General features: G+C 72.8%; 27 protein-coding genes. 4 read left to right on the plus strand and 23 right to left on the minus strand.

Annotated features, from left to right (window positions below; translation table 11 throughout):
* Window positions 1-91 precede the first annotated feature (91 nt).
* Complete coding sequence (locus tag ABD899_RS04610) at window positions 92-1,870, minus strand: 3-hydroxyacyl-CoA dehydrogenase family protein (protein WP_345202846.1); 1,779 nt, start codon at window positions 1,868-1,870, stop codon at window positions 92-94.
* 136 nt (window positions 1,871-2,006) lie between these two features.
* Complete coding sequence (locus ABD899_RS04615; RefSeq protein ID WP_345202849.1) at window positions 2,007-2,447, minus strand: hypothetical protein; 441 nt, start codon at window positions 2,445-2,447, stop codon at window positions 2,007-2,009.
* 87 nt (window positions 2,448-2,534) lie between these two features.
* Here ABD899_RS04615 and nucS point away from each other — a divergent pair, with 87 nt between their 5' ends.
* Window positions 2,535-3,230, plus strand: a complete 696-nt coding sequence (nucS, locus tag ABD899_RS04620) for an endonuclease NucS (protein ID WP_345202851.1) — start codon at window positions 2,535-2,537, stop codon at window positions 3,228-3,230.
* Window positions 3,231-3,260: 30 nt separating this feature from the next.
* Here nucS and ABD899_RS04625 read toward each other — a convergent pair whose 3' ends face one another.
* The 3 genes from ABD899_RS04625 to ABD899_RS04635 all read right to left on the minus strand — a co-directional run bounded on the left by ABD899_RS04625 (window position 3,261) and on the right by ABD899_RS04635 (window position 6,116).
* Window positions 3,261-3,563 carry a hypothetical protein gene (locus ABD899_RS04625; protein ID WP_345202854.1) on the minus strand — a complete coding sequence of 101 codons (303 nt, stop codon included), beginning with the start codon at window positions 3,561-3,563 and terminating at the stop codon, window positions 3,261-3,263.
* A 15-nt stretch (window positions 3,564-3,578) separates the two neighbouring features.
* Window positions 3,579-5,597, minus strand: coding sequence for a protein meaA (locus ABD899_RS04630; protein WP_425474937.1), 2,019 nt, complete (start codon window positions 5,595-5,597; stop codon window positions 3,579-3,581).
* 144 nt (window positions 5,598-5,741) lie between these two features.
* Window positions 5,742-6,116 carry an STAS domain-containing protein gene (locus tag ABD899_RS04635; RefSeq protein WP_345202858.1) on the minus strand — a complete coding sequence of 125 codons (375 nt, stop codon included), beginning with the start codon at window positions 6,114-6,116 and terminating at the stop codon, window positions 5,742-5,744.
* Window positions 6,117-6,265: 149 nt separating this feature from the next.
* Here ABD899_RS04635 and ABD899_RS04640 point away from each other — a divergent pair, with 149 nt between their 5' ends.
* Window positions 6,266-6,886: a cob(I)yrinic acid a,c-diamide adenosyltransferase gene (locus ABD899_RS04640; RefSeq protein WP_345202861.1), complete on the plus strand. Its 621-nt coding sequence runs from the start codon at window positions 6,266-6,268 to the stop codon at window positions 6,884-6,886.
* On the opposite strand, the gene ABD899_RS04645 is transcribed toward ABD899_RS04640, so the two are convergent.
* The 17 genes from ABD899_RS04645 to ABD899_RS04725 all read right to left on the minus strand — a co-directional run bounded on the left by ABD899_RS04645 (window position 6,879) and on the right by ABD899_RS04725 (window position 22,291).
* Window positions 6,879-7,310, minus strand: a complete 432-nt coding sequence (locus ABD899_RS04645) for a DUF2550 family protein (protein WP_345202863.1) — start codon at window positions 7,308-7,310, stop codon at window positions 6,879-6,881. The genes ABD899_RS04640 and ABD899_RS04645 overlap by 8 nt on opposite strands.
* A 24-nt stretch (window positions 7,311-7,334) precedes the next feature.
* Entirely contained in the window at window positions 7,335-7,604 is a 270-nt protein-coding gene (locus ABD899_RS04650; RefSeq protein WP_345203007.1) for a F0F1 ATP synthase subunit epsilon, read from the minus strand.
* On the minus strand, window positions 7,601-9,058 hold the full coding sequence (atpD, locus tag ABD899_RS04655) for a F0F1 ATP synthase subunit beta (RefSeq protein ID WP_345202866.1): 1,458 nt from the start codon (window positions 9,056-9,058) through the stop codon (window positions 7,601-7,603). Before atpD ends, ABD899_RS04650 begins: the two co-directional genes overlap by 4 nt.
* A 14-nt stretch (window positions 9,059-9,072) precedes the next feature.
* Window positions 9,073-9,972 (minus strand): F0F1 ATP synthase subunit gamma, encoded by a 900-nt coding sequence (locus tag ABD899_RS04660; RefSeq protein ID WP_345202868.1) that lies wholly within the window; start codon window positions 9,970-9,972, stop codon window positions 9,073-9,075.
* A gap of 82 nt (window positions 9,973-10,054) precedes the next feature.
* Complete coding sequence (atpA, locus tag ABD899_RS04665; RefSeq protein WP_345202871.1) at window positions 10,055-11,701, minus strand: F0F1 ATP synthase subunit alpha; 1,647 nt, start codon at window positions 11,699-11,701, stop codon at window positions 10,055-10,057.
* Between the two features lie 113 nt (window positions 11,702-11,814).
* Complete coding sequence (locus ABD899_RS04670) at window positions 11,815-12,630, minus strand: F0F1 ATP synthase subunit delta (RefSeq protein WP_345202874.1); 816 nt, start codon at window positions 12,628-12,630, stop codon at window positions 11,815-11,817.
* The gene (locus tag ABD899_RS04675) at window positions 12,630-13,214 is read right to left on the minus strand and encodes a F0F1 ATP synthase subunit B (protein ID WP_345202876.1); all 585 of its coding nucleotides are present in this window, start codon (window positions 13,212-13,214) and stop codon (window positions 12,630-12,632) included. The genes ABD899_RS04670 and ABD899_RS04675 overlap by 1 nt, the downstream gene beginning before the upstream one ends.
* A gap of 45 nt (window positions 13,215-13,259) precedes the next feature.
* Window positions 13,260-13,469, minus strand: coding sequence for an ATP synthase F0 subunit C (gene atpE / locus ABD899_RS04680; protein ID WP_159900443.1), 210 nt, complete (start codon window positions 13,467-13,469; stop codon window positions 13,260-13,262).
* Between the two features lie 80 nt (window positions 13,470-13,549).
* The gene (gene atpB, locus ABD899_RS04685) at window positions 13,550-14,383 is read right to left on the minus strand and encodes a F0F1 ATP synthase subunit A (RefSeq protein WP_345202878.1); all 834 of its coding nucleotides are present in this window, start codon (window positions 14,381-14,383) and stop codon (window positions 13,550-13,552) included.
* A gap of 115 nt (window positions 14,384-14,498) precedes the next feature.
* Window positions 14,499-14,966, minus strand: a complete 468-nt coding sequence (locus ABD899_RS04690) for a Cg1360 family ATP-synthase-associated protein (RefSeq protein ID WP_345202880.1) — start codon at window positions 14,964-14,966, stop codon at window positions 14,499-14,501.
* Between the two features lie 140 nt (window positions 14,967-15,106).
* The gene (locus tag ABD899_RS04695) at window positions 15,107-16,489 is read right to left on the minus strand and encodes a sugar transferase (protein ID WP_345202882.1); all 1,383 of its coding nucleotides are present in this window, start codon (window positions 16,487-16,489) and stop codon (window positions 15,107-15,109) included.
* A gap of 11 nt (window positions 16,490-16,500) precedes the next feature.
* On the minus strand, window positions 16,501-17,793 hold the full coding sequence (locus tag ABD899_RS04700) for a serine hydroxymethyltransferase (RefSeq protein ID WP_345202884.1): 1,293 nt from the start codon (window positions 17,791-17,793) through the stop codon (window positions 16,501-16,503).
* Entirely contained in the window at window positions 17,786-18,547 is a 762-nt protein-coding gene (locus ABD899_RS04705; RefSeq protein ID WP_345202887.1) for an L-threonylcarbamoyladenylate synthase, read from the minus strand. Before ABD899_RS04705 ends, ABD899_RS04700 begins: the two co-directional genes overlap by 8 nt.
* Before the next feature lie 64 nt (window positions 18,548-18,611).
* A complete protein-coding gene (prmC, locus tag ABD899_RS04710) occupies window positions 18,612-19,493 on the minus strand; it encodes a peptide chain release factor N(5)-glutamine methyltransferase (RefSeq protein WP_345202889.1) in 882 nt (293 codons plus the stop codon).
* Window positions 19,490-20,566, minus strand: a complete 1,077-nt coding sequence (gene prfA / locus ABD899_RS04715) for a peptide chain release factor 1 (protein WP_345202891.1) — start codon at window positions 20,564-20,566, stop codon at window positions 19,490-19,492. The genes prmC and prfA overlap by 4 nt, the downstream gene beginning before the upstream one ends.
* Window positions 20,567-20,750: 184 nt before the next feature.
* The gene (rpmE, locus tag ABD899_RS04720) at window positions 20,751-20,966 is read right to left on the minus strand and encodes a 50S ribosomal protein L31 (protein ID WP_345202893.1); all 216 of its coding nucleotides are present in this window, start codon (window positions 20,964-20,966) and stop codon (window positions 20,751-20,753) included.
* Between the two features lie 503 nt (window positions 20,967-21,469).
* A complete protein-coding gene (locus ABD899_RS04725) occupies window positions 21,470-22,291 on the minus strand; it encodes a hypothetical protein (protein WP_345202897.1) in 822 nt (273 codons plus the stop codon).
* A 405-nt stretch (window positions 22,292-22,696) separates the two neighbouring features.
* Between ABD899_RS04725 and ABD899_RS04730 the strand changes: the two genes are divergently transcribed.
* Together ABD899_RS04730 and ABD899_RS04735 are read left to right on the plus strand one after the other, a co-directional pair.
* Window positions 22,697-23,551, plus strand: a complete 855-nt coding sequence (locus ABD899_RS04730; protein ID WP_345202899.1) for an LLM class flavin-dependent oxidoreductase — start codon at window positions 22,697-22,699, stop codon at window positions 23,549-23,551.
* On the plus strand, window positions 23,548-24,039 hold the full coding sequence (locus ABD899_RS04735; protein WP_345202901.1) for a GNAT family N-acetyltransferase: 492 nt from the start codon (window positions 23,548-23,550) through the stop codon (window positions 24,037-24,039). The genes ABD899_RS04730 and ABD899_RS04735 overlap by 4 nt, the downstream gene beginning before the upstream one ends.
* 146 nt (window positions 24,040-24,185) lie before the next feature.
* Here the strand turns inward: ABD899_RS04735 and rho are convergent, their stop codons facing one another.
* Complete coding sequence (gene rho, locus ABD899_RS04740; protein ID WP_345202905.1) at window positions 24,186-26,177, minus strand: transcription termination factor Rho; 1,992 nt, start codon at window positions 26,175-26,177, stop codon at window positions 24,186-24,188.
* Between the last annotated feature and the right edge of the window lie 111 nt (window positions 26,178-26,288).

Genomic DNA, 26,288 nt, shown 5'->3' on the forward strand with positions numbered 1-26,288 from the left:
TCGACCCTACCGACCCGTCGAGAGTGGAGAACACGCCGCCCGGCGTCGTGCCGGGCGGCGTGTTCTCCACTCTCGTCCGGGCGGTGCCGGGTCAGCCGTACGTGCGGAAGCCCCGCCCGGTCTTGCGACCGAGGTACCCCGCGGTGACGAGGTGCTCGAGCAGCGGCGCCGGGGCGTACCCGGGCTCGCGGAACTCGGTGTACAGCTCGCGCTCGATGGCCAGCGACACGTCGAGCCCGACGACGTCGAGCAGCTCGAAGGGGCCCATCGGCAGGCCGCACCCGGTCTTCATCGCCGTGTCGATGTCGTCGGCGCTCGCGTAGTTGGCCTCGAGCATCCGCACGGCGTCGTTGAGGTAGGGGAAGAGGAGCGCGTTGACGATGAACCCCGAGCGGTCGCCGCACGTCACGGCGACCTTGCCGACCCTGGCGCACAGGTCCTGCACGGTCGCCGTCACGTCGGGTGCCGTCGACACGGTGTGCACGACCTCGACGAGCTTCATGACCTGGGCCGGGTTGAAGAAGTGCATCCCGATGACGTCCTGCGGCCGCGCGGTGACCTTGGCGCAGTCGATGATCGGCAGCGACGAGGTCGTCGTCGCGAGGATGGCGCCGGGCTTGCAGATCCGGTCGAGGTCGCGGAAGAGCTCCTGCTTGACGGCGAGGTCCTCGGCGATCGCCTCGACGACGAGGTCGACGTCGGCGAGGGCGTCGCGCCCGGTGGCCCCGGCGACCCGGCCGAGCAGGGCGTCGGCGGCCTCCTGGTCCATCCGGCCCTTCTCGACGGCACGGGCGCAGCTGCGGCCGAGCGAGGTCAGCACGTCGGCGACCTTCTGCTCCGAGCGGGCGACGAAGGTCACCGGGTAGCCCGCCTTGGCGAAGACCTCGATGATGCCGGTCGCCATCGTCCCCGACCCGACGACACCGACGGTCGCCACGGGTCGCAGGTCGACCCCGGCCGGTGGTCCGCCGGCCGGCGTCTGCGCGTCGGGCACGACCTGCGGCGACCCGGGCTCGGCGTAGGTGTAGAACCCCCGGCCGCTCTTGCGGCCGAGCATGCCGGCGCTCACCATCTGCTTGATGACCGGGCTCGGTGCGTGGAGCCGGTCGCGGCCCTGCCGGTACATCGTGTCGAGGATCTCGTAGGCCGTGTCGAGGCCGATGAGGTCGAGCAGGGCGAGCGGGCCCATCGGGTAGCCGCAGCCGAAGCGCATGGCCGCGTCGAGGTCCTCGCGGGTGGCGTAGCGGCTCTCGTACATCGACACCGCGTGGTTGAGGTAGCCGAAGAGCAGGGCGTTCGCGATGAAGCCTGCCTTGTCGCCGACGACGACCGGCTTCTTGCCGAGCCGGTCCGCGAGCGCCTTGACGTCCTCGAAGACGTCGTCGGCGGTGATGACGGTGCGGATGACCTCGACGAACTGCAGCACCGGGGCCGGGTTGAAGAAGTGCATCCCCACGACCCGCTTGGGGTTCGACGTCGCGACGGCGATCTCGGTGACCGGCAGCGACGAGGTGTTCGTCGCGAGGATCGCGTCAGGTGACACGACGGCGTCGACCTTGCCGAGCAGCTCCTTCTTGAGGTCGAGGTGCTCGGGCACCGCCTCGACGACGAGCTGGCACCCCGCGAGGTCCGCGAGGTCGGTCGTGTACGACACCCGCGCGTGGAGGGCGTCGTGCTCCTCCTGGGTCATCTTGCCGCGGGCCAGGGCCCGGCCGGTGCTCCCCGCGAGGACAGCCTTGCCGTGCTCGACACCGGCGTCGTCGACCTCGACGGCCACGACGTCGATCCCGGTGCGGGCGAACACCTCCACGATGCCCGCACCCATCGTCCCGAGCCCGATCACACCCACGGTGGAGAAGTCACGCGTCATGCCGGCGATCCTCCCAGAGCCCTGCCGGAGCCACGACCCCCCGGCGGCGTGATGCTCCTTACCCGCGCCCAGCCGGCCGCACGGGTGCGACGCAGGTCACCCCGACGGATGCCGTGCCACCCGCCGGGGCGAGACCTCACAAGTCGTGACCGGCCGCGACGACCTCCGCCTCGAGGGTGAGCCGCTCGCCCGAGTGCAGGGGCGGCATCCCGACGTCCGTCGGCAGCTCGAGCCGCTCGCACAGCTCGAGGAGCACCTGGTCGTAGGCGGCGAGCACCGCGCGCATCCGGGCCGCGCGGTGCGGTGCGTCGCTCGCCTCGACCCGGCGGACCTCCTCGGCGAGGCGGCGCAGCTCGAGGGTGATGAGTACCGGGGGCAGCGGCTGGGGTTCGGGCCGGCGCAGCAGCCTGCGACGGGCCTGCTCGAGGCGCTCCGCGTGCGGGCGCAGGCGGGCGACGAGGGGGCGCAGGAGTCGGGGGGGCTCTCCCTCGGAGAACCAGCGCAGCGCCTCCCCCTGGAGGACGAACCAGATGCCGGGCAGCACGACGAGCACACCCGTCCACAGGGCTGCCCGCATCGGCCTCACCTCATCGCCAGTGTGCGCCACGGGCCCGGGTCCGGGCAACGGGTGGGGCGGCGGGACCGGTGGGTAGGGTGGTCGACCGTGCGACTCGTGATCGCGACGTGCAGCGTCGACTACGACGGGCGGCTCACCGCCCACCTGCCGCTGGCGAAGCGCCTCCTCCTCGTCAAGGCCGACGGGTCGGTGCTCGTGCACTCCGACGGGGGCTCGTACAAGCCGCTGAACTGGATGTCCCCGCCGTGCGCGATGGCCGAGGTGGAGCCCGACGACCTCGAGGCCGCCGAGGGCGTCGCGGCCGTGTGGGTCGTGCAGCACGCGAAGTCCGAGGACCGGCTGCGGGTGCGCATCCACGAGGTCCACCACGACAGCGACCACGAGCTCGGGGTCGACCCCGGGCTCGTCAAGGACGGCGTCGAGGCGCACCTCCAGCGGCTGCTCGCCGAGCACATCACGACCCTCGGCGACGGCTGGACGCTCACCCGGCGCGAGTACATGACGCCCATCGGGCCGGTCGACATCCTGTGCAAGGACGCGCGCGGCGCGACGGTCGCCATCGAGATCAAGCGGCGCGGCGACATCGACGGCGTCGAGCAGCTGACCCGCTACCTCGAGCTGATGAACCGCGACCCGCACCTCGCCCCGGTGACCGGGGTGTTCGCCGCGCAGGCGATCAGGCCCCAGGCACGCACCCTCGCCGAGGACCGCGGCATCCGGTGCGTCGTGCTCGACTACGACGCGCTCCGGGGCATCGACTCGAGCGAGCACCGGCTCTTCTGAGCCGGCTCGGCGACCAGGGCGCCGCTCGCGTCAACCGAGGTCCCAGGGCACGACCGCCCAGCCGTCGTCCCCCACCTCGACGCGCACCCGGTCCGTGCCGTCGCGCTCGTCGTCGGCGCGCCCGAGGTGGGTCAGGACGCCGGCGAGGTCCCGAGCGGTCAGCGTCACGAGCACCCGCTCGCCGCGGTGCAGGTCGGCCAGGTGCTGCAGCTCGCCGACGACGTCGACACCCTCGACCCACGGCCCGTAGGCCGCGGCGAGCCCGGCCCCGTCGGCATCCACCGAGACGTCGTCCCCGACGAGCAGCAGGGTCGCGGCACAGTGCAGGCCCATCGCGCTCCCGCCCGGTCAGGCCGGCGCCGGCGCCGGGGACGCCACCGGCAGGCCCCGGGAGGCACGGATGACGTCGACGAAGCGGTCCATGATGTCGTTGAGGCCGAAGTCCTTGGGGGTGAAGACCTCCGCCACCCCGAGCTGCTTGAGCCGGGCGGCGTCGGCCTCCGGGATGATCCCGCCGACGATGACCGGCACGTCGCCCGCACCGGCCGCCCGCAGCAGGTCGAGCACCTCGGGGACGAGCTCCATGTGCGAGCCCGACAGGATCGAGATGCCGACGAGGTGCACGTCCTCGGCGACTGCCGCGGCGACGATCTGCTCCGGGGTGAGCCGGATGCCCTGGTAGACGACCTCGAAGCCGGCGTCGCGGGCCCGCACGGCGACCTGCTCGGCACCGTTGGAGTGCCCGTCGAGGCCCGGCTTGCCGACGAGCACGCGCAGCCGCTCGCCGAGCTCCTCGCTCGTCTGCGCGACCCGGGCGCGCACCTGCGCGAGGGCCTGCGACCCGGCCCCGACGCCGACCGACCCGCTGACGCCGGTCGGGGCCCGGAACTCGCCGAACACCTCGCGCAGCGCACCGGCCCACTCACCCGTCGTGACCCCCGCCCGCGCGCACTCGAGCGTCGCGGCCATGAGGTTCGTCTCACCCGTCGCGTCGTCGCGCAGCCGGGCCAACGCGGATGCCGCGCGCTCGCGGGGCGTGGGGCGTGCGTCGCGCTCCTCGCGCCAGCGCCGCACCGCGGCCGCGGCCGCGGCCTCGACCCCCGGGTCGACCGTCTGGATCGCGGTCTCGAGGTCGGCCGTGAGGGGGTTCGGCTCGGTCGTCTCGAACCGGTTGACCCCGACGACGACGTCCTCGCCCAGCTCGATGCGCTGGCGGCGGCGCGCGTGCGACGCGACGAGCTCGGACTTCATGTAGCCGCCCTCGACGGCCGGGACCGCCCCGCCCATCGCCTCGACCCGGTCGATCTCGGCGCGAGCGCCCTCGACGAGCTCGGCGACCTTCGCGGCGACGACGGCCGAGCCCTCGAACAGGTCGTCGTACTCGAGGAGGTCGGACTCGTAGGCGAGCACCTGCTGGATGCGCAGCGACCACTGCTGGTCCCACGGCCGGGGCAGGCCGAGGGCCTCGTTCCACGCGGGGAGCTGCACGGCCCGGGCACGGGCGTCCTTGGACAGGGTCACCGCGAGCATCTCGAGGACGATCCGCTGGACGTTGTTCTCGGGCTGGGCCTCGGTGAGGCCGAGCGAGTTGACCTGCACGCCGTAGCGGAACCGCCGCTGGGCGGGGTCGGTGACGCCGTAGCGCTCGCGGGTCAGCTCGTCCCAGATCTGGACGAAGGCCCGCATCTTGCACATCTCCTCGACGAAGCGCACGCCGGCGTTGACGAAGAACGAGATCCGGGCGACGACCTCGCCGAAGCGCTCGGGGGGCACCTGCCCGGAGTCGCGGACGGCATCCAGCACGGCGATCGCGGTGCACATCGCGTAGGCGATCTCCTGCACCGGGGTCGCCCCCGCCTCCTGGAGGTGGTAGCTGCAGATGTTGATGGGGTTCCACTTCGGGATCTGCGCCACCGTGTAGGCGACCATGTCGGTGATGAGCCGCAGCGAGGGTCCCGGCGCAAAGACGTAGGTGCCCCGCGACAGGTACTCCTTGATGATGTCGTTCTGGGTCGTGCCGGCGAGCGCCCACACCGCGGATGCCGGGTCCTCGCCGGCCGCCTCGGCCTGCTCCTCGGCCGCCACCTGGTAGAGCGCGAGCAGCCACATCGCGGTGGCGTTGATCGTCATCGAGGTGTTCATCCGCGACAGCGGGATGTCGGCGAACAGGGCGCGCATGTCACCGAGATGCGAGATCGGCACCCCGACCTTGCCGACCTCGCCGCGGGCGAGGACGTGGTCGGGGTCGTAGCCGGTCTGGGTCGGCAGGTCGAACGCGACCGACAGCCCGGTCTGTCCCTTGTCGAGGTTGCGCCGGTACAGGGCGTTGCTCGCCGCGGCACTGGAGTGCCCGGCGTAGGTGCGCATCACCCACGGGCGGTCGCGCGGCGGCCTGCTGGCATCGGTGCTCTCGGGCATGCGTCGAACGCTAGCCCCGGCACCGTGGCCGGGGTAGCGGCCCGCACGGTGAGAGTCCCCACACCCTCCCGAGCGGGCCGCCCCGCGGGCGGCTCAGCCCGCGGCCCCGGCCATGGCCGGCTCCCCCACCCCGGAGCACGAGGGAGCGGTCCCGATGAGCGTCCCCAGCCGGGCCCGCCGGAGCAGGCGCCGGGTGCGCTCGTCGGCCGCGACGATGTGCAGGCCGCGCCCGGCACGCCGGGAGCGTCGCACGCACTCGACGATGAGTCCGAGGCCGGTGGCGTCGCCGACGTGGGCTTCGCCGAGGTCGAGCAGCAGCGGGTTCGTGCCGCCGGCGATGACGCGGTGCAGCGTCAGCCGCAGGTCGGCGGCCGTGCGCACGTCGAGCCGTCCGCGCAGCGCCACGTGCCGGCCGTGCTCGTCCTCGTGTTCTGCGATGGTCACGATGGCCTCCCCCAGGTTCGCCACGGTGCCCCCCTCCTCATCGTCGTGCGTCCATTAGACCGACCCGGAGCGCTCGGCGCCTCCCCCATTCGGACGATGAGGCGGCAGAGAACGGACATTGTCCGGTTCATGCCACATCCGGGTCGGCGGCCGGCGTCTGCGAGGCTTGCGCCATGGTCAACCTCACCCGGATCTACACCCGCACCGGCGACGACGGCACGACGGCCCTCGGCGACCTCAGCCGCACCCGCAAGACCGACGTCCGGCTCGGTGCGTATGCCGATGTCAACGAGGCGAACGCCGCCCTCGGGGTCGCCCTCGCCTGCGGAGGGCTCGACGACGACGTCCGGGGGGTGCTGACCCGCGTCCAGAACGACCTCTTCGACGTCGGGGCGGACCTGGCGACACCGCTCCAACGCACCTACGAGTTCCCGCCGCTGCGGGTCAAGGCGGCGTGGGTCGGCGAGCTCGAGGCGGACTGCGACCGCTACCTCGCCCGGCTCGAGAAGCTGCGCTCCTTCATCCTGCCCGGCGGCACCCCCGGCTCGGCCCACCTCCACGTCGCGCTCACCGTCGTGCGGCGGGCCGAGCGCTCGGTGTGGGCGGCGATCGAGGCGTACGGCACCGAGCCCGGCGACGCTCGGGGGGAGGGCGGGGTCAACCCGGTCGCGGCCACGTACCTCAACCGCCTCTCGGACCTGCTCTTCGTCCTCGCCCGGTGCGCCAACCTGCCCGGCGGGGACGTGCTCTGGCAGCCCGGCGGCGGGCGGGAGCAGCCTCCCGAGGTCAGGTGACGTTGACGTTGTAGCCGGGTGGGCTGGACTCGAGCCAGGCCCGCACCGCCGTGTAGGCGGCGGGCACGAACGCGAACTCGCAGCTTCGCGCGCCGGCGCGGCCGAGGACGGCCACCGGGTCGGCGAGCCCGGGGATCGGCTCGGCGAGCGGCCGGGCGGTGCCGAGGTCGAGCTCACCGCGCGACCACGACACCTCGGGCCGCAGCGAGGGCCCGACGATGCTGAACCACTCGAACCGGTCCGAGCCGAGCCGGGCCAGGCCGAGCCGCCAGCGCCCGCCCGCGCCCTCGCGCCGGGCGCACAGCATGACGGGGCGCCCGTCGCCCGAGATGAGGCGTCGGCGCGCCCACACGAAGGTGAGCGCGCCGACGACGACGAGGACGAGGAGGGCGAGGACCAGCTCGGCGACGACGAGAGGCGTCATGCGAGCGGTCCCCGGCCCAACGCGTCAGGAACCCAGGCTGCCGGCGTCGACCGACTCGGCGATGATCGTGACCCGGTCGTGGTCGACCGACAGGAAGCCCCCGTCGATCGTCGCCGAGCGCCAGCCGCCCTCGGCGTTGACCCGCACCTCACCCTCGGCGAGGACGCACAGCAGTGGCTGGTGTCCCGGCAGGATCCCGAGCTCGCCGTCGATCGACCGGGCGCTGACCTGGCTCGCCTCGCCCTGCCAGACCCGGCGGTCGGCGGCGACGAGCTCGACCGTGAGCGGCATCAGAGCGTCTTCTGGATCTCGTGCCACTGGCGCTCGACGTCGTCGAGGCCACCGCACATGAAGAACGCCTGCTCACCGACGTGGTCGTAGTCGCCGTCGCAGATCTTCGTGAACGCCTCGATGGTGTCCGCCAGCGGCACCGTCGACCCCTCGATGCCGGTGAACTGCTTCGCGACGTAGGTGTTCTGCGACAGGAAGCGCTGGAGGCGGCGAGCCCGGTTGACGAGGATCTTGTCCTCCTCGGACAGCTCGTCGATGCCGAGGATCGCGATGATGTCCTGCAGCTCCTTGTTGCGCTGGAGGATGCCCTTGACGCGCAGCGCGGTCGTGTAGTGCTCCTCGCTGATGTACCGGCGGTCGAGGATCCGGCTCGTCGAGGTGAGCGGGTCCACGGCCGGGTAGATGCCGAGCGAGGCGATCTCCCGCGAGAGCTCCGTCGTCGCGTCGAGGTGCGCGAACGTCGTCGCCGGGGCCGGGTCGGTGTAGTCGTCGGCAGGCACGTAGATCGCCTGCATCGAGGTGATCGAGTGGCCACGCGTCGACGTGATCCGCTCCTGGAGGGTGCCCATCTCGTCGGCGAGGGTCGGCTGGTAGCCGACGGCGGACGGCATCCGGCCGAGCAGCGTCGACACCTCGGACCCGGCCTGGGTGAAGCGGAAGATGTTGTCGATGAACAGGAGCACGTCCTGGCCCTGGACGTCGCGGAAGTACTCGGCCATCGTCAGGGCGGACAGGGCGACGCGCAGGCGGGTGCCCGGCGGCTCGTCCATCTGGCCGAAGACGAGCGCCGTCTGCCCGAGGACGCCGGCCTCCTCCATCTCGACCATGAGGTCGTTGCCCTCGCGGGTGCGCTCGCCGACCCCGGCGAACACCGAGACACCGCCGTGGTCGCGGGCGACGCGGGCGATCATCTCCTGGATGAGCACCGTCTTGCCGACGCCGGCGCCACCGAACAGGCCGATCTTGCCGCCCTGGACGTAGGGGGTGAGCAGGTCGATGACCTTGATGCCGGTCTCGAACATCTGGGTCTTGGACTCGAGCTGGTCGAAGGCCGGCGCGCTGCGGTGGATGCCCCAGCGCTCGGTGGCCTCGAAGGTCTCGCCCGGGCCGAGGTTCATGACCTCGCCGGTGGTGTTGAACACCTTCCCGAGGGTGACGTCGCCGACGGGCACCGTGATCGGCCCACCGGTGTCCTGGACCGGGGTGCCGCGCACGAGGCCGTCGGTCGGCTGGAGGGAGATCGCGCGCACCATGTTGTCGCCGATGTGCTGGGCGACCTCGAGGTTGAGGTGCCGCGTGTCGCCACCGACCTCGACCTCGGTCGTGAGCAGGTTGTACTGCTCCGGCATGGCGTCGACGGGGAACTCCACGTCGACGACCGGCCCGATGATGCGCGAGATGCGGCCGACGCCGCCGACGGCGTGGGTCTCGCTCCGCTCGCTGACAGATGCAGTCATGGTCTCTCTCTCGCTCACTTGCTCTCGGCCAGCGCGCTGGCGCCGCCCACGATTTCGCTGATCTCTTGGGTGATCTCGGCCTGGCGGGCCTGGTTGGCCAGCCGGGTGTACTTCTTGATGAGCTCCTCGGCGTTGTCCGTGGCGGACTTCATCGCCCGCTGGCGGGCGGCCAGCTCGGACGCGGCGGCCTGGAGCATGCAGTTGAACAGGCGCGCGTTGACGTACTTCGGCAGCAGCGCGTCGAGCACCGACTCGGCACCGGGCTCGAAGGAGTACAGCGGCAGGAGGTCCTCGGCATCCGGGGCCTCCTCGCCCTCGACGACCTCGAGCGGCAGGAGGCGGATGACCTCGGGCTCCTGGGTGACCATCGAGACGAACCGGGTGAAGACGACGTGCACCTCGTCGATGCCGCCCTCCTCGGTCGGGGTCGTGAAGTCGGCGACGAGCCGCTCGCCGACCTCGCGGGCCGTCTCGAAGCTGGGCTTCTCGGAGGCGCCGCTCCACTCCGCGGCGAACTCGCGGTGGCGGAACCGGTAGAAGGCGATGGCCTTGCGCCCCAGGAGGTAGGGGACGACCTCCTTGCCCTCTTCACGCAGCGCGGCGACGAGTCGCTCGCTCTCCTTGATGGCCGACGAGCTGTAGGCGCCCGCGAGCCCGCGGTCGGAGGTCATGATGACGACCGCGGCCCGCTTGACGTCCTCCTTCTCGGACGTCAGCGGGTGGTCCTCGTTGGAGAAGGTCGCGACCGCGGAGACCGCCCGGGTCAGCGCGCGGGCGTACGGGCTGGACTCGCGGACCGCCTGCTGCGCCTTGACGACGCGCGAGGCGGCCATGAGCTCCATCGCCCGGGTGATCTTCTTCGTCGAGCTGACGGCTCGGATGCGCTGCCGGTACTCCCGGATCTGCGCTCCCATACGTTTCCGCCTTCCTGGTTCTTCTGCTCGGTGCCCTGTGGGCCGGGCCGGTCGCCGGGTGCGCCGCGCGCACCCGACCGGCTCAGCGCCGCTGCTTGACGATCTTCTCCTGCTCGGACTCCTGGGCCCGGGCGGCGGCGTCCTCCTCGGCCTCGTCGCCGGCCTGGACGCCGTCGGCACCCCTGCCCTCGAAGAGCTTGGCCTTGAAGGTCGCGATCTCGGACTCGAGGGCCTGCTCGGTCTCCTCGGCGAACGTGCCGGTCTCGCGGATCGCCCCGAGCAGCTCGCCCTTGGTGCGGCGCAGGTGGTCGAGGAAGTCGGCCTCGAAGCGACGGATGTCCTCGACGGCGACGTCGTCGAGCTTGCCCGTCGTGCCCATCCAGATCGAGACGACCTGCTCCTCGACCGGGAACGGCGCGGCCTGCCGCTGCTTGAGCAGCTCGACGAGGCGGGCGCCCTTCGCGAGCTGGGCCCGGGATGCGGGGTCGAGGTCGGAGGCGAACATCGCGAACGCCTCGAGCGCGCGGTACTGCGCGAGGTCGAGCTTGAGGCGGCCCGCGACCGACTTCATCGCCTTGATCTGGGCGGCGCCGCCGACGCGCGACACCGAGACGCCGACGTCGATCGCCGGGCGGACGTTGGCGTTGAACAGGTCGGCCTGCAGGTAGATCTGGCCGTCGGTGATCGAGATGACGTTCGTCGGGATGTACGCCGAGACGTCGCCCGCCTTGGTCTCGATGATCGGCAGACCGGTCATCGAGCCGTGCCCGAGCTCGTCGGAGAGCTTCGCGCAGCGCTCGAGCAGCCGGCTGTGGAGGTAGAAGACGTCACCGGGGTAGGCCTCGCGGCCCGGCGGGCGGCGCAGGAGGAGCGACACCGAGCGGTAGGCCTCGGCCTGCTTGGACAGGTCGTCGAAGACGATGAGGACGTGCTTGCCCTGGTACATCCAGTGCTGGCCGATGGCCGAGCCGGTGTACGGGGCGAGGTACTTGAAGCCCGCGGAGTCCGAGGCCGGGGCGGCGACGATGGTCGTGTACTCCATCGCGCCGGCCTCCTCGAGGGTGCCGCGCACGGCCGCGATCGTCGAACCCTTCTGGCCGATGGCGACGTAGATGCAGCGCACCTGCTTGTCCGGGTCGCCGCTCTCCCAGAACTCCTTCTGGTTGATGATCGTGTCGACCGCGACCGTCGTCTTGCCGGTCTGGCGGTCGCCGATGATGAGCTGGCGCTGGCCCCGGCCGATGGGGGTCATGGCGTCCACGGCCTTGAGGCCGGTCTGGAGCGGCTCGTGGACCGACTTGCGCTGCACGACCGTCGGGGCCTGCAGCTCGAGCGCCCGCCGCTCCTCGCTCGCGATCTCGCCGAGGCCGTCGATCGGGGTGCCGAGGGGGTTGACGACGCGGCCGAGGAAGGCGTCGCCCACGGGGACCGAGAGCACCTCGCCCGTGCGCTTGACCTCCTGGCCCTCCTCGATGTTCGAGAACTCACCGAGGATGACGACACCGATCTCGTGGACGTCGAGGTTGAGGGCGAGGCCGAGCGTGCCGTCCTCGAACTCGAGGAGCTCGTTCGTCATGCACGAGGGCAGCCCTTCGACGTGCGCGATGCCGTCACCGGCATCGGTGACGCGACCGACCTCCTCGCGCGAGGCCGCGCCGGGCTCGTAGGACCGGACGTAGCTGTCCAGGGCGTCCCGGATCTCGTCCGGACGGATCGAGAGCTCCGTCATGTTCTGATCTTCTCCTCGGTCACCGGCCCCTCATGGGGCCGAAGTCTGCTGTGTGGGTGGTGCGTCTTCAGTTCTGGGATGCCGTGCGCGGCGGCGGGATGCCGTGCGCGGCGTCAGGCGCCGGTGACGTGCCGGCGGGCCTCGTCGAGGCGCCGCAGGACGGTGCCGTCGACGACCTCGTCGCCGACCTGGACCCGGATGCCGCCCATGACCGTGGGGTCCTGGACGACCTGGAGCGAGACCGCCTTGCCGTAGTGCGCCTCGAGCGCGCTGCGCAGCCGGGCGGCCTGCTGCGGGGTGAGCGGGGCGGCGACGGTGACGAGGGCCGTCAGCTCGTCGCGACGGGTCGACGCGAGCTCGAGGTAGGCCTCCATGACCCGGTCGAGCCGGCGCCCGCGCGGGGCGCGGACGGCCTGCTCGGCGAGCCGGACGGTCTCGGGGGCGGCCTTGGCCTCGAGCAGCCGGCGCACGAGCGCGGCCTTGCCGCTCGCGTCGGTGTTGCGGCTCGAGAGCGTGTCGCGCAGCGCGGGGTCGCCGGCGACGATCCGCTCGAAGCGGAACAGCTCGTCCTCGACGCGGTCGATGCGACCGGCGCGCTCGGCGGTGGCGAGCAGCGCCTGCACGGCGAGCGCCTCGAGGGTGTCGCCGAGGTCGCGCTCGGCCGACCAGCGCCGGCCGGCGACCTCGCCGACGAGGTCGGTGGTGGTCGCACCGACCCTGCCGCCGAAGAGCGACCGGGCCAGGCCCTGCTTGTCGGCGGCCCCCCGCGAGGGGTCGGCGAGCGCGCGCCGCAGCGAGGCGTTGCCGTCGACGACGGCCGTCACCGCGAAGAGCTCCTCGGCGAGCGTCTCCCCCGACGATCCGCCGGCGAGGACGGCGTCGAACGCCGCCTGCACCTCCTTGGCCGAACCCCGTGACGAGCCGCGCATCAGGCGTCCCGGCCCGCGGGGGCGACCTTCTCGGGCGTGACGTCGCCGGCCTCGAGGTCGGCGAGGAAACGGTCGACGATGCCCTTCTGGCGCACCTCGTCCTCGAGGGACTCCCCGACGATCTTGCTCGCGAGGCTCGTCGACAGGGTGCCGACCTCCTGGCGCAGCTGGACGACGGCCTGCTGGCGCTCGGCCTCGACCTGCCGCTTGGCCGACTCGGTGATGCGGGCCGCCTCGGCCTGGGCCTGGCTGCGCATCTCGGCGACGATCGAGGCGCCCTGCTCACGCGCGGACTCCCGGATCTCGTTGGCCTCGGTGCGGGCCTCGGCGAGCTGGGCGTTGTACTTCTCCAGCGCGGCCCGGGCCTCGGCCTGGGCCTCCTCGGCCTGCTGCATGCCACCCTCGATCGCCGCGGCCCGCTCCTCGTACATCGCCTCCATCTTGGGGACGACCTTCGTGGCGAAGATGCGGTAGAGGATGGCGAAGGCGATGAGCCCGACGATGAGCTCGGCGGGGTGCGGCAGGAGGGGCAGGGCCTCCGGCCAGCCGACACCTTCGGCGGCCTTGACGGATGCGAGAACCACGTCGCTTCCTTATCTGTCGATCGGACGGGGGGGTCGGCCGGCTCGTCAGCCTGCGAAGACGAAGACGAACACGAGACCGAGGATCGCGAGCGCCTCGGTGAGCGCCATACCGGTGAAGGCGATGGTCTGGAGCATGCCTCGGGCCTCGGGCTGGCGGGCGACGCCGTTGATGTAGGCGGCGAAGATGAGACCCACACCGATACCGGGGCCGATGGCGGCGAGGCCGTAGCCGAGGAAGGTGATGTCACCAGTCATTGCGTTTCCTTTCGGTGGCGCCGGGGGTTCCCGGCGTCGGAGTGTTCTTCAGGTGGTCGTGCAACCGGCGGGGCCGGGGGTCAGTGGTGCTCGCTCACCGCGTCGGAGATGTAGAGCGCGGCGAGGAGGGTGAAGATGAAGGCCTGGAGGAACTGCACCAGCAGCTCGAAGAAGGTCATGACGACACCGAAGGCCAGGCCGAGGATGCCCGAGAGCTGGATGAACAGGTTGCTGCCGTGGAGCAGCAGGTACTCACCGCCGAGGATGAACACGAGCAGCATGAGGTGGCCCGCGAGCATGTTGCCGAAGAGTCGCAGGGCGAGGGTGAGCGGCCGGATGAAGAAGTAGGTCAGGAACTCGAGGATGAACATGATCGGCCTGAGCCAGCCCGGCAGCCCCGGCGGGACGAGCGACTTGAGGTAGTTGAGCACGCCGTGCTTCCGGCGGATCGCGACGGTGTGGTAGACGACGTAGACGATGAGCGTCAGCACGATGGGGAACGCGATGCGGCTCATCGACGGGAACTGGATGAACGGCATGACGCCCATGACGTTGTTGAACAGGATCAACGTGAAGAGCGTGAGCAGCAGCGGGAGGAAGGGCCGGAAGTCCTTGGCGCCGATGACGTCCCGGGCGATGGTGTTGCGCACGAAGTTGTAGCCCTGCTCGGCCACCCACTGCCGCTTCGTCGGGACGATGCTGAGCCGGCCCGCGACGGTGAGGAAGAACAGGCCGATGATGACGACCGAGGCCATGACGACGAAGGCGGGTCGGGTGAAGGCCCAGTTGCTCGTGTCGCTGCCCCAGAGCGGCCACCAGAACGACTCGATGCCCGGGGCCTGGAACCCCTCGCCGTCCTCGGCGGCGGCGATGCCGCCCTGCAGCCAGTGTGCGGGAACCACGCTCGGGCTCACAGCCTCTCCTCGGGGATAGCACAGGCGCCATCGACGGGCACCCGGGGGAACGGGACGTACGCTACCGGACCCCCGCCGGTGGTCGCGACGCCGGGGAACGGCGTCGTCACGCCGGTCACGGGCCCTCGCTCCCCCGGCTCGCGGGGTCGTCGGCGGGCCGGTCGTAGACGGGCACCCGGGCCCGGCGCAGGGCCCGCATCGCGAAGACCTGCCAGACGAGGGTGACGACGAGCGCCACGATGCCGAGGGCGGGCCCGTCGACCCAGCCCGCGTCCTTGAACGCGATGATGACGAAGAGCAGGCCGAGGACCTGGCCGAGGTAGACGGCCATCGCGACGGCGAAGAAGGCGTGGGGGCTGGCGTCGCGCACGAGGCGGCTGAGCAGGAACATGCCGGAGGCGAAGAAGCCGACGGCCACGACGAGCCCGATGACCGCCCCCGCGAGCGCATCCCCGCCGCGCACGAGCACGACGGCCACGACGGCCACGAGCCCCGCGACGACCGAGGGCAGCAGGGCCCCGCGCAGCATCGCCCCGAAGGGCGCGCCGGCATGCGGTTCGCTGGTGGTGGAGCGGTCGGTCATCGGCGATCGGCCTCGTCAGGAGTCGTGACGGATAGGGGGTCCGGGACGGCTTGTGAAAGTTATCACAAGCGCTGGTGGGTCCCAAGCCGGGTCCGCGGCACGGCATCCGCGGCACGGCATCCACGGCGGCCGGTCCGGCGTCAGACGCGGCGGGTGAGGATGACCCAGATCGTGCGGGCGATGATCTCGAGGTCGAGCACGGGCGACCAGTTGACGAGGTACTGCAGGTCGTAGCCGAGCTTGTACTCGGCGTCGGTGTGGTAGCGCCCGTGGATCTGGGCGAGCCCGGTGAGGCCGGGTGGCACCTCGTGCCGCCGGGTGTAGCCGGCGATCTCCTTCTCGAACCCCTTCGTCAGCTCGGGCCGCTCCGGCCGGGGGCCGACGACCGACATCTTCCCGCTGAGGATGTGCAGGATCTGCGGCAGCTCGTCGGCCCGGGTCGCGCGCACCCAGCGACAGGCCGGGATGACCCGCGGGTCGCCCTCGGTCGAGAGCTGGGCGACCCCGTCGGCCTCGGCGTCGGTGCGCATCGTGCGGAACTTGACCATGTCGAAGGTCTCGCCGCCGGCGCCGACCCGGGTCTGGGTGAACAGCAGCGGGCGGCCGGCCACGGCGAGCTGGTAGAGCGCGACCGCGCCGAGGAGCAGGAGCCACACGGGTGCGGTGACGAGGAGGAGGAAGAGGTCGAGCAGTCGCTTGAAGTGGCGCTGCGAGGGCGGCATCGTCTGCGGGAGCAGGAGCACGAACGGCAGCCCCCCGACCTCACGGAGCCGGTCGAGCCCGAAGAGCGTCTCGCGGCCGGTCACCCGCAACAGCGTCGTCAGGCCCATCCGGTCGAGGCGGCCGATGGTGCGGGGGTACCACTCGTCGAGCCAGCCCGCCGTCACGAGGAGCACGTCGGTGGCCCGCGACTCCCGGGCCACCTCGACGACCGCGCGCGGGTCGACCACCTCGGCGACGACGACGAGCTGGCCGGCCTCGACGACGGTCAGGTGGCGCCGGGCCAGGTCGAGGTCGGCCTCGTCGCCGGCGAGCACGACCCGGGGCGGTCCCTCCCGCCGGGTCCGGATCGCGTGGACGACCGCCCGGTTCACCGCGACGGCGATCGCGACGAGGACGATGACGACGACGAGGTTGGTGATGGGGAACGGCAGCACCCGCTGGGTGAGCGAGCCGCGCTGTCGCACGAGGCCGGTGAGGGCGAGGTTGAGCAGCGCCACGAAGCTGCCGGCCGCGAGCGAGAGCCCGGCGACGCGCGGGAGCACGGCCGCCCCGCCGAGTCGCGGCTCGCGCTCGTAGAGCCCCCCGAAGTAGAAGGCCGTGAGGAAGATGACCGTCGAGACGGTGAACGACAGGGCGTACGCCCCGATCGGGTACGTCGGCCAGGGCGGGACGCCGTAGCGCCACAGCATCGAGCCGACCATGAGCCCGACGACGGCGAGGCCGTCGAGCACCATGACGAGCCGGAACCCCCGGCGGTTGAGCCGCCCGAGGAGCGGGAGCTCACGCCTCGCGTCGGTCACCGGCGGTCGGTTCAGCCCCGCGCCGCACCCGCGCGCGGGTACGCCGGGAAGCGCTCGACGAGCTCGGTGACCCGGCCTCGGACCTCGCGCGAGACGGCGTGCTCGGGGTCGGCGTCGCCGTCGACGACGGCGCGGGCGATGAGCTCGGCGATCGTGCGCATCTCGTCCTCGCCCATCCCCTGGGTCGTGACGCACGGCGTGCCGACCCGGATGCCCGAGGCGATGTTGGGCTTCTGGGGGTCGAACGGGATGGCGTTCTTGTTGAGCGTGATGCCGGCGGCGCCGCAGCGGGCCTCGGCGTCGACACCGGTGACGCCGACCCCCTGCAGGTCGTGGAGGGACAGGTGGGTGTCGGTGCCGCCGGTCGTCGGGCGGATGCCGCGCTCCCCCAGCTCGGTCGCGAGCACCCGGGCGTTCGCGATGACCTGGCGGGTGTACGCGGCGTACTCGGGGGTCGCGCACTCCTTGAAGTTGACCGCCTTCGCGGCGACCGAGTGCATCTGCGGGCCGCCCTGCATCATCGGGAAGACCGCCTTGTCGATCGCCGCGGCGTGCTCCGCGCGGCAGACGATCGCGCCGGACCGGGGGCCGCGCAGCACCTTGTGGGTCGTGAACGAGACGACGTCGGCGAACGGCACGGGGCTCGGGATCGCCCGCCCGGCGACGAGGCCGATGAAGTGGGCCGCGTCGACCCAGAAGATCGCGCCGACCTCGTCGGCGATGGCCCGGAAGCGAGCGAAGTCGATGGTGCGCGGGATCGCGGAGCCGCCCGCGAGCAGCACCTTCGGGCGGTGCTCCTTCGCGAGGCGCTCGACCTCGTCGTAGTCGATGTCCTCGGTCGTGCGGTCGACGCCGTAGTGCACCGCGTCGAACCACTTGCCCGAGAACGAGACCTTCGTGCCGTGGGTGAGGTGGCCGCCGTGCGGCAGGCTCATCGCGAGGATCTTCTCGCCGGGCTTGAGGAAGGCGCCGTACACGGCCTGGTTGGCGCTCGCCCCGGAGTGCGCCTGGACGTTGGCGTGGTCGGCCTCGAAGAGGGCCTTGCACCGCTCGATCGCGAGCGTCTCCGCCTTGTCGACCTCGGAGCAGCCGCCGTAGTAGCGCCGCCCGGGGTAGCCCTCGGCGTACTTGTTCGACAGCGTCGAGCCGAGGGCCGTGAGGACCTCCGGGCTCGAGAAGTTCTCGCTCGCGATGAGCTGCAGGCCGGCGCGGAGGCGGTCGAGCTCGGAGAGCAGGACGCCGGAGATCTCGGGGTCGAACGCCTCGAGGGCGCCGAAGTCGGATCCGTAGAACGTGTCAGTCATCGTCGGTGGTCCCTCGCTGCTCGCTGGCGGTGGACGCCTCGGGCGCCCCTGGCTCTTCGGTGCCGGCACCCGGCTCGGGCTCGTCGGGCGCGGGGCTCGTCAACTCTAGGGCGTCGGCTCTCGAGCGCTCCACGACGTCCATGACCTCGGCCTCGGACAGCGCGCCCACCCGGAGGACGACCGGCTCGTCGCGGGTGCAGTCGACGATCGTCGAGGCGAGGCCGCCGGTGACCGGACCGCCGTCGAGGTAGAACTCGACGGCGGCACCGAGCTGGCTCGCCGACTCGACGACGGTGCGCGACGCGGGGTGGCCGGTGCGGTTGGCGCTGCTCACGGCCATCGGCCCCACCTCGCGCAGCAGCTCGAGCGCGACGGGGTCGTCCGGCATCCGCAGCGCCACCGTGCCGCGGGTGTCGCCGAGGTCCCAGGCGAGGGAGGGCTGGGCCCGCAGGACGACGGTGAGCGGGCCGGGCCAGAAGGCGGCGACGAGCGCCCGGGCGTAGTCGGGCACGTCGGTCGCGAGGCCGTCGAGGGTGCGGGCGTCGGGCACGAGCACGGGCGGGGGCATGTCGGTGCCGCGGCCCTTCGCGGACAGCAGGGCGCGCACGGCATCCACCGAGAAGGCGTCGGCCCCGATGCCGTAGAGCGTGTCGGTCGGCAGGACGACGAGGCGGCCCTCGCGCACGCCGGCGGCGGCCTTGGGGATGGCGTCGGCCCGCCCGGCCTCGGTCGTGCAGTCGAAGACGGGGCTCATGGGCGACAGCCTAGGGTTTCCGGAATGCCGGGCACCGCCGCGGCTCACCGGGGGTCGGGACCGTTCAGGCCGACGGCCGCCGGAGCGCGACGGTCGTCCGCGGCCGCCCTGCGAGGTCGTCGTGGTCGGCGACCTCGGTCCACGCCCCCGTGCGGCGCAGCGCCTCGGGCAGGGAGCGCCCCTGGCTGTCGGCGTGCTCCATGACGAGCACCCCGCCCGGGCGCAGCAGGACCGCCGCGCGCGCCGCCACGGCCAGCGGCACGGCGAGGCCGTCGGCCGACCCCCCGAACAGCGCGACGTGGGGGTCGTGGTCGCGCACCTCGGGGTCGAGCGGGACGGCGCCGTCGGGGATGTACGGCGGGTTGCTCACGACGACGTCGACGCACCCGCACAGGTCCTCGAACGCGCTCGTCGCGTCGCCGAGGCGGACGTCGACGTCGAGCCCGAGCCGGTCCCGGTTCGCCACGGCCCACCCGTGGGCGAGGTCGGACAGCTCGACGGCGTGCACCCGGGCCGTCGGCAGCTCGTCCTTGACGGCGAGGGCGATGGCGCCCGAACCGGTGCACAGGTCCACGACGACGGCGCCGGGCGGCCGGCCGGATGCCGCGTCGATCGCGAGGCCGGCCGTCACCTCGGTCTCGGGCCGGGGCACGAAGACGCCCGGACCCACCGCGAGGGTGAGCCGGCGGAAGTGTGCGCGGCCGGTGAGGTGCTGCAGGGGGACGCGCTCGAGCCGCTCGGCCACGAGCCCGTCATAGGCGTCGAGGAAGCCCACGTCGGCGCCCTCGCGCAGCACCATGCGCCGTCGCACGTCAGCCGGGTCGGTGCCGAGCGCGAAGGCGGCGAGCTCGACGGCATCCGTCTCTGGTGAGGCGATCCCGACGTCCGCGAGGGCGGCGCGCGCCCGCTCGACCGCGGACCGGACCGTCGGCTGTCCTCCCGTCATCGGTCCGCGACGGCGGCGAGGCGGGCCGCCTCGTCGGCGTCGACGCAGGACTGGATGACCGGGTCGAGGTCGCCGCCGAGCACCGCGTCGAGGTTGTACGCCTTGAAGCCGGTGCGGTGGTCGCTCACCCGGTTCTCCGGGAAGTTGTAGGTGCGGATGCGCTCGGACCGGTCGACGGTGCGCACCTGGCTCGCGCGGGCGCTGGCGTCGGCGGCGTGGCGCTCGTCCATCGCGATCTGGTGGAGCCGGGCCCGCAGGACCCGCATCGCGGCCTCGCGGTTCTGCAGCTGGGACTTCTCGTTCTGGCACGACACGACGACACCGGTCGGCACGTGCGTGAGCCGCACGGCCGAGTCGGTCGTGTTGACGCTCTGTCCACCGGGGCCGCTCGAGCGGAAGACGTCGACCCGGACGTCGTTCGGGTCGATCGAGACCTCGACGTCCTCGGCCTCGGGCATGACCCACACACCCGCGGCGCTCGTGTGGATGCGACCCTGGCTCTCGGTGACCGGCACCCGCTGCACGCGGTGCACCCCGCCCTCGAACTTCAGCCGCGCCCAGGGGGCCTCGCCGGGCTGGGCGGTCCCCCGCGAACGCACCGACACCCGGACGTCCTTGTAGCCGCCGAGGTCGGACTCGGTGGCGTCGAGCACCTCGGTGCGCCAGCCACGGCGCTCCGCGTGCCGCAGGTACATCCGCAGCAGGTCGCCCGCGAACAGGGCCGACTCCTCGCCCCCCTCCCCCGCCTTGACCTCGAGGATGACGTCGCGGTCGTCGTCGGGGTCGCGGGGGACGAGCAGGCGGCGCAGCCGGTCCTCCGCGACGGCGACCTCGGCCTCGAGCGCGGGGACCTCCTCGGCGAACGAGGCGTCCTCACCCGCGAGCTCACGAGCGGCCCCGAGGTCGCCCCGGGCACGCACCCACGCGTGGTACGCCGCGACGGTCGGGCCGAGCGCGGCATACCGCTTGTTGACCTCGCGGCTGCGGTCGGGGTCGGACGCGACGGCCGGTTCGGCCATCTCGCGCTCGAGCGCCGCGTGCTCGGCGACGACGGCCCGGGCGGACTCGAGCACGGTGGCCTCCTGGGTGAGGTGGGGGTTCGGTGGGTGCGGGTTCGGTGGGTGCGGGTTCGGTGGGTACGGGTGCGGTGCGTGCGGGTGCGGGTGCGGTGGGTGCGGTCGGTTCGGGTGCGATGGGTCGGGGAAGACGAGTGCGCCGGCCCGCTCCACGAAGGAACGGACCGGCGCACCGGAGCAGCTACTTGGCGGCCTTCTTGCCGTAGCGGGCCTCGAAGCGGGCCACGCGGCCACCGGTGTCGAGGATCTTCTGCTTGCCCGTGTAGAACGGGTGGCACTGCGAGCAGACGTCGGCGTGGATGATGCCGTTCTTCGCGGTGCTGCGCGTGGTGAACGACGCGCCACAGGTGCAGGTCACCGTGGTCTCGACGTAGTCCGGGTGGATGTCCTTCTTCACGATCTCTCCTAGGATGTGTCCGGGTCGGCGGGCTCAGCACCGTGCTGCAAGACCCTGGCGCCCCGACTGCGCCCCTCGTGAGGGAGGCGCTCAGGAAACGCGTCGCGTGCCGTGAACCGGTCCAGCGGTCAAGTGTGCCAGAGGTGGCGCACGGTGACCTAAACAGCCGTGGCGCCGCCGGGCATTCCCGGCGCCCACTCGTCGGGGATGCCGACCGCGCACCACCCCGCGCCCCCGACACCCCCAGCGACACGCAGGACGTCCAGCGGGGATGCCGGACGCGCACCACCCCGCGCCCCCGACACCCAGCACCACCGGGCCCCTCGACAGGGATGCCGACCGCGCACCACCCCGCGCCCCCGACACCCCCAGCGACACGCAGGACGCCCAGCGGGGATGCCGGACGCGCACCACCCCGCGCCCCCGACACCCAGCACCACCGGGCCCCTCGACAGGGATGCCGACCGCGCACCACCCCGCGCCCCTGACACCCCTCGGCCAGGTCAGGCCGCGCCGCCCCTCGACCACCGCCGGTGGGCCCGGACGACCTGCAGCATGAAGCGCTCCGCCTCCAGCCGCAGACCGAGGACCGGGATCCGGAGCACGCGGTCGTCGCTCAGCACCACCTCGTTCTGTCGCAGCGCGTCGTCGACGACGGCCAGCGCCAGCGCATGGTGGCCGCCGTCGACCTCGACGACGAGGTCGATCCCCTCCCACTCGACGTCCAGGTAGGCCCGCCCGCCGGGCAGGGTGCGCACCACCTGGCGGCTCGGCTCGGGGAGGCCGTTCTCCCGGCACAGCCCCGCGAAGTCGAGCTCCCCGAGCGACCGCACACCGTCGCAGAGGTCTCCGACGGCCGCCCGCAGGAGCTGACGCCGGGGGCGTTCCATTCGGGTGGGGCAGCGGTGCCACGCCGCGAGCAGCCGGTCGGGCGTCGTCATCCGTTGCTGGAGCACGAGGCACAGCACGAGCACGGCCTGGCGGTCGCTCGCGGCCCAGGCCGCCGCTGACACGGCTGCCGGCGCGACGTCGACCCTCGGCAGGCCCGCCGACCCCGTCGGCGGCATTCTCGTGCGCCGGTGCCGCCGGACCCCGGTGACCCGGTGGCTGCGGTTGCGCTTCGGCACGGACACGTCGGTCACCGTCGGCTCGAAGCCGGTGAGGCCCGACGCGACGAGGGCCGCGGCACCGTCGAGGGCCGAGCCGCCGCCGGTCTCCCACACGGCCTGCCACAGCCGCCCGGCGCCTCGGGGCTCGAGGTTGCCGATGACGACCGTGTGCCTGCCCCGGACGAGCCACCGCCCCGCGGCGACCTCGGTGCGCACGTCGGCCCTCGTCACACCGACGCCGCGAAGGTCCTTGCGGTGGGCCACTCCGTCGTGCTGCCGGGCGACTCGCTCGGCACGGCGGGCCCGCTCGGCGCGGGGTAGTCGGCGTCGGGAAGGTGGCATACCCCACTGTGTCCCCTCCGGAGCGCTACGCGCAGCGGTCGTCCACAGGCCCCCATCCCGACGGATGCCGAGCGCGCGGCACCCCGCGCCCCCGACACCCCCAGCGCCACCGGGCTCCTCGGCAGGGATGCCGAGCGCGCGGCACCCCGCGCCCCTGACACCCCAGCACCACCGGGCTCCTCGGCAGGCATGCCAGACGCGCACCACCCCGCGCCCTTGGCACCCCAGCCTGCCCCGAGGGCCAAGCGTCGTCGGTGGCTCCGCGTAGCGTGGCCGAGCATGAGGTTCGGAGCCGTCATCCCCTATGCCACCGAGCGCGAGTTCGCGCAGCTCGCCGCCGTCGCCGAGGAGGCGGGGTGGCACCAGGTCTTCTCGTGGGAGTCGGTCTGGGGGCAGGACGCCTGGGTCACCCTCGGGGCCGCCGCGATGGCGACCGAGCGGATCCGCCTCGGCACGCTCCTCACCCCGGCCGCCCGCCACCGCCCGTGGGACCTCGCCTCGCGGGTCGCCTCGGTCGACCGGCTCTCGAACGGGCGGGTCACCCTCGGGGTCGGACTCGGCGCCCTCCACGGCAACTGGCTCGCCTTCGAACCCGACGAGGGGCGGGCGGTCCGCGCCCGCAAGCTCGACGAGGTGCTCGACATCTACGCCGGCCTCATGGGCGGCCAGCCCTTCTCCTACACCGGCGAGCACTTCTCGGCCGCGCCCGTCACCGAGCTCGTCCCTCCCCCGCCGGTCCAGCGCCCGCACCCGCCTGTGTGGTGCGTCGGTGCCCTCGTCCCGGGGCGCTCGAGGCAGCGTTCGCTCGAGCGCGCGGCCCGCTGGCAGGGCGTCTTCCCCGCCGTGGCCGGCGGGACCCTCGACGACCCCGGCTCGCACCTCACTCCCCCGGCCCTGCGCGAGGTCGTCGACCGCATCGCGGCCCTGCGCTCCGACGCGGGCCTGACGATGGCCGGCTACGACGTCGTCGTCGAGGGCGACAGCCACGGCGGCTTCGGGGTGGTCCGCCCACCGGTGCAGCAGTGGGCGGATGCGGGCGCCACGTGGTGGGTGGAGTCGTGGTGGGACCTCCCCGACTCCCCCGAGGGCCGGGCCGAGACCCGCCAGCGCCTCGCGCTCGGCCCGCGGTGGTGAGCGGCACGGCATCCGGCACCGTCGTCCGTGCGGCGACGGCCGCGGATGCCGAGGTGATGGTGCAGCTGCGCGCCGTCATGTTCGAGGCCATGGGCACCGCGCCCCACGAGCTGGCCGACCCGGTGTGGCGGGCGGCCGCCCGCGAGTGGTTCCTCGCACGCACCGGCACGCCCGGGGTGCGCGTCGTCGTCGCGGAGGTGGCCGGCGAGGTCGCGGCGGGGGGCGTCGGCGAGGTCACCGCGCTCATCCCCGGGCCGAGCACGCCCAACGGCTCCGTGGGGCTCGTGTCCAGCGTGGCGACCTTCCCCGGCCACCGCGGCCGGGGCCTCGCGAGCGCGGTGACCGACGACCTGCTCGCGTGGTTCGCCGAGCGCACCGACGTCACCCGGGTCGACCTCTTCGCCACGGATGCCGGCGCACGCATCTACGCGCCGAGCGGCTTCGCGGTGCGCGCGTTCCCGGCGATGTCCCTACCCGTCGGGCGCTGAGGCCGGCCTGCTCGTCGACCCAGGAGGCCGCGAGGCCGCGAGGCCCACGATCGACCCCTCCCGCTCGAGGTGTCGCGGTATGAGCCGCCCGAGGGCCGGCACGTCAAACGGATGCCGTGCCGGCGCCTCCACTCGGGCCGTGCGGGTCAGGCGTCCTCGTCGTCGAGCCGGATCGTCGCGGTCTGCTGCACCTGGGTGAGGAACTCGTAGTTGTTCTTCGTCTTGCGCAGCCGGTCGAGGAGCAGCTCGATGCCCTGCTGGGAGTCCAGGGCCGCGAGGACGCGGCGCAGCTTCCACATGATCCGCAGCTCCTCGGGAGCGAGCAGGATCTCCTCCTTGCGGGTGCCCGAGTTGTTGACGTCGACGGCCGGGAAGATCCGCCGGTTCGCGAGCTGGCGGTCGAGCTTGAGCTCCATGTTGCCGGTGCCCTTGAACTCCTCGAAGATGACCTCGTCCATCCGCGAACCGGTCTCGACGAGGGCCGTCGCGAGGATGGTCAGCGAGCCGCCGTCCTCGATGTTGCGCGCGGCGCCGAAGAACTTCTTCGGTGGGTAGAGCGCGGCCGAGTCGACGCCCCCGGAGAGGATGCGTCCGCTCGCGGGCGCCGAGAGGTTGTAGGCCCGGCCGAGCTTCGTGATCGAGTCGAGGAGCACGACGACGTCGTGGCCCATCTCGACGAGGCGCTTGGCGCGCTCGATGGCCAGCTCGGCGACGGTCGTGTGGTCGTCGGCGGGGCGGTCGAAGGTCGAGGAGATGACCTCGCCCTTGACGGCCCGCTGCATGTCCGTGACCTCCTCCGGACGCTCGTCGACGAGCACGACCATGAGGTGGCACTCCGGGTTGTTCGTCGTGATGGCGTTCGCGATGGCCTGCATGACCATCGTCTTGCCGGCCTTGGCCGGGGCGACGATGAGGCCGCGCTGCCCCTTGCCGATCGGGGCGACGAGGTCGATGATCCGCGTCGTGAGCAGGTTCTGCTCGGTCTCGAGCCGCAGCCGGTCCTGGGGGTAGAGGGGGGTCAGCTTCGCGAACTCCGGGCGACGGCGGGCCTCGTCGGGCGTCATGCCGTTGACGGTGTCGAGCTGCGCCAGGGGGGTGTACTTCTGGCGGCTGCTGCGCCCACCGACGCTCTGCTGCTGCGCTTCCTCGCCCTCGCGGGTGGCCTTGATCGAGCCGGTGACGGCGTCGCCCTTGCGCAGGCCGTGCCGCTTGACCATCTGGAGCGGGACGTAGACGTCACTGCCACCCGGCAGGTAACCGGTCGTGCGCACGAAGGCGTAGGTGTCGAGGATGTCGAGGATGCCGGCGACGGGCACGAGGACGTCGTCCTCGGTGACCGCCTGGTCGACCACCGTGTCGATCGGGACACCCTCCGCGCCCTGCGCGCGGCGCTTGTCGCGGTTGCGCCCGCGGTTGCGGCGGCGGCGCCCGCCGCGGCCCTCCTCGTCGTCGAACCGGTTCTGGCCCTGCGTGCCCTGACCCTGCGGCCCACCCTGGGGCGGGGCACCCTGAGCACCCTCGACCTGGCCGCCCTGCGACGCGGTGTCACGGCGCTCGCCGCTGTCCTGGCGGTCGCGGTTCTGGCCACCGCGCTCACCGCGGTCCTGGCGGCCCTGCCGGTCCGGACGCTCCTGCCGGTCCGGACGCTCCTGTCGGTCCGGACGCTCCTGTCGGTCCTCGCCCGCCTGCCCCTCACCGCGCTCGCGGGGCTCAGCACGGTGGGCACCCGTCCCGGCGCGCCCGGACCGCTGCTCCGGCGCATCGCTGGCCTGCTCCCGCTGGTCGCGCTCCTGAGCGGACTGCTCGCGCTCCTGCGTCGGCTGTTCGCGCTCCGGCGTGGTCTGCTCGCGCTCCTGCGTGGGCTGTTCGCGCTGCTCGCCGTGCTCGCTGCGCCCCTCCCCGGCGGCCCGGTTCGGCCGCCGGCGCGGGGCCGCGGTGCTCGCCGGCCCGCTCTCGCCGTTCTGGCGCGCCTTGATGGCGGCGACGAGGTCGCCCTTGCGCATCTTGGCCGTGCCGCTGATGCCCATGCTCGAGGCCAGGCCCTGGAGCTCGGCCAACCGCATGGCCGTGAGCGCTCCGGAGCGGCGCGGGCTGGTGCCCGAGGTCGCCGCGGCCTCGAGAGTGGTGGTGTCTGTCACGAAGGATCCTTCCCCTCGCTCGTGGATGGCCTCGATACGGCCGATCATCGGGAGCCCACGCCGGGCCCGCAGCGCATGGCTGGGCGGGGGCCCAGGTCGTGGAGGGCGACT

Source organism: Fodinibacter luteus (assembly GCF_039541575.1).
GTDB classification, from domain to species: Bacteria; Actinomycetota; Actinomycetes; order Actinomycetales; family Dermatophilaceae; genus Fodinibacter; species Fodinibacter luteus.

What these genes read in the sequence shown, in the direction of transcription:
- ABD899_RS04610 (WP_345202846.1), bottom strand. Translation starts at nt 1,870, where the DNA reads ATGACGCGTGACTTCTCCACCGTGGGTGTGATCGGGCTCGGGACGATG.
- ABD899_RS04615 (WP_345202849.1), bottom strand. Translation starts at nt 2,447, where the DNA reads ATGCGGGCAGCCCTGTGGACGGGTGTGCTCGTCGTGCTGCCCGGCATC.
- ABD899_RS04625 (WP_345202854.1), bottom strand. Translation starts at nt 3,563, where the DNA reads ATGGGCCTGCACTGTGCCGCGACCCTGCTGCTCGTCGGGGACGACGTC.
- ABD899_RS04630 (WP_425474937.1), bottom strand. Translation starts at nt 5,597, where the DNA reads ATGCGCACCTACGCCGGGCACTCCAGTGCCGCGGCGAGCAACGCCCTG.
- ABD899_RS04640 (WP_345202861.1), top strand. Translation starts at nt 6,266, where the DNA reads ATGGTCAACCTCACCCGGATCTACACCCGCACCGGCGACGACGGCACG.
- ABD899_RS04645 (WP_345202863.1), bottom strand. Translation starts at nt 7,310, where the DNA reads ATGACGCCTCTCGTCGTCGCCGAGCTGGTCCTCGCCCTCCTCGTCCTC.
- atpD (WP_345202866.1), bottom strand. Translation starts at nt 9,058, where the DNA reads ATGACTGCATCTGTCAGCGAGCGGAGCGAGACCCACGCCGTCGGCGGC.
- ABD899_RS04660 (WP_345202868.1), bottom strand. Translation starts at nt 9,972, where the DNA reads ATGGGAGCGCAGATCCGGGAGTACCGGCAGCGCATCCGAGCCGTCAGC.
- atpA (WP_345202871.1), bottom strand. Translation starts at nt 11,701, where the DNA reads ATGACGGAGCTCTCGATCCGTCCGGACGAGATCCGGGACGCCCTGGAC.
- ABD899_RS04670 (WP_345202874.1), bottom strand. Translation starts at nt 12,630, where the DNA reads ATGCGCGGCTCGTCACGGGGTTCGGCCAAGGAGGTGCAGGCGGCGTTC.
- atpE (WP_159900443.1), bottom strand. Translation starts at nt 13,469, where the DNA reads ATGACTGGTGACATCACCTTCCTCGGCTACGGCCTCGCCGCCATCGGC.
- ABD899_RS04690 (WP_345202880.1), bottom strand. Translation starts at nt 14,966, where the DNA reads ATGACCGACCGCTCCACCACCAGCGAACCGCATGCCGGCGCGCCCTTC.
- ABD899_RS04700 (WP_345202884.1), bottom strand. Translation starts at nt 17,793, where the DNA reads ATGACTGACACGTTCTACGGATCCGACTTCGGCGCCCTCGAGGCGTTC.
- ABD899_RS04705 (WP_345202887.1), bottom strand. Translation starts at nt 18,547, where the DNA reads ATGAGCCCCGTCTTCGACTGCACGACCGAGGCCGGGCGGGCCGACGCC.
- prmC (WP_345202889.1), bottom strand. Translation starts at nt 19,493, where the DNA reads ATGACGGGAGGACAGCCGACGGTCCGGTCCGCGGTCGAGCGGGCGCGC.
- ABD899_RS04730 (WP_345202899.1), top strand. Translation starts at nt 22,697, where the DNA reads ATGAGGTTCGGAGCCGTCATCCCCTATGCCACCGAGCGCGAGTTCGCG.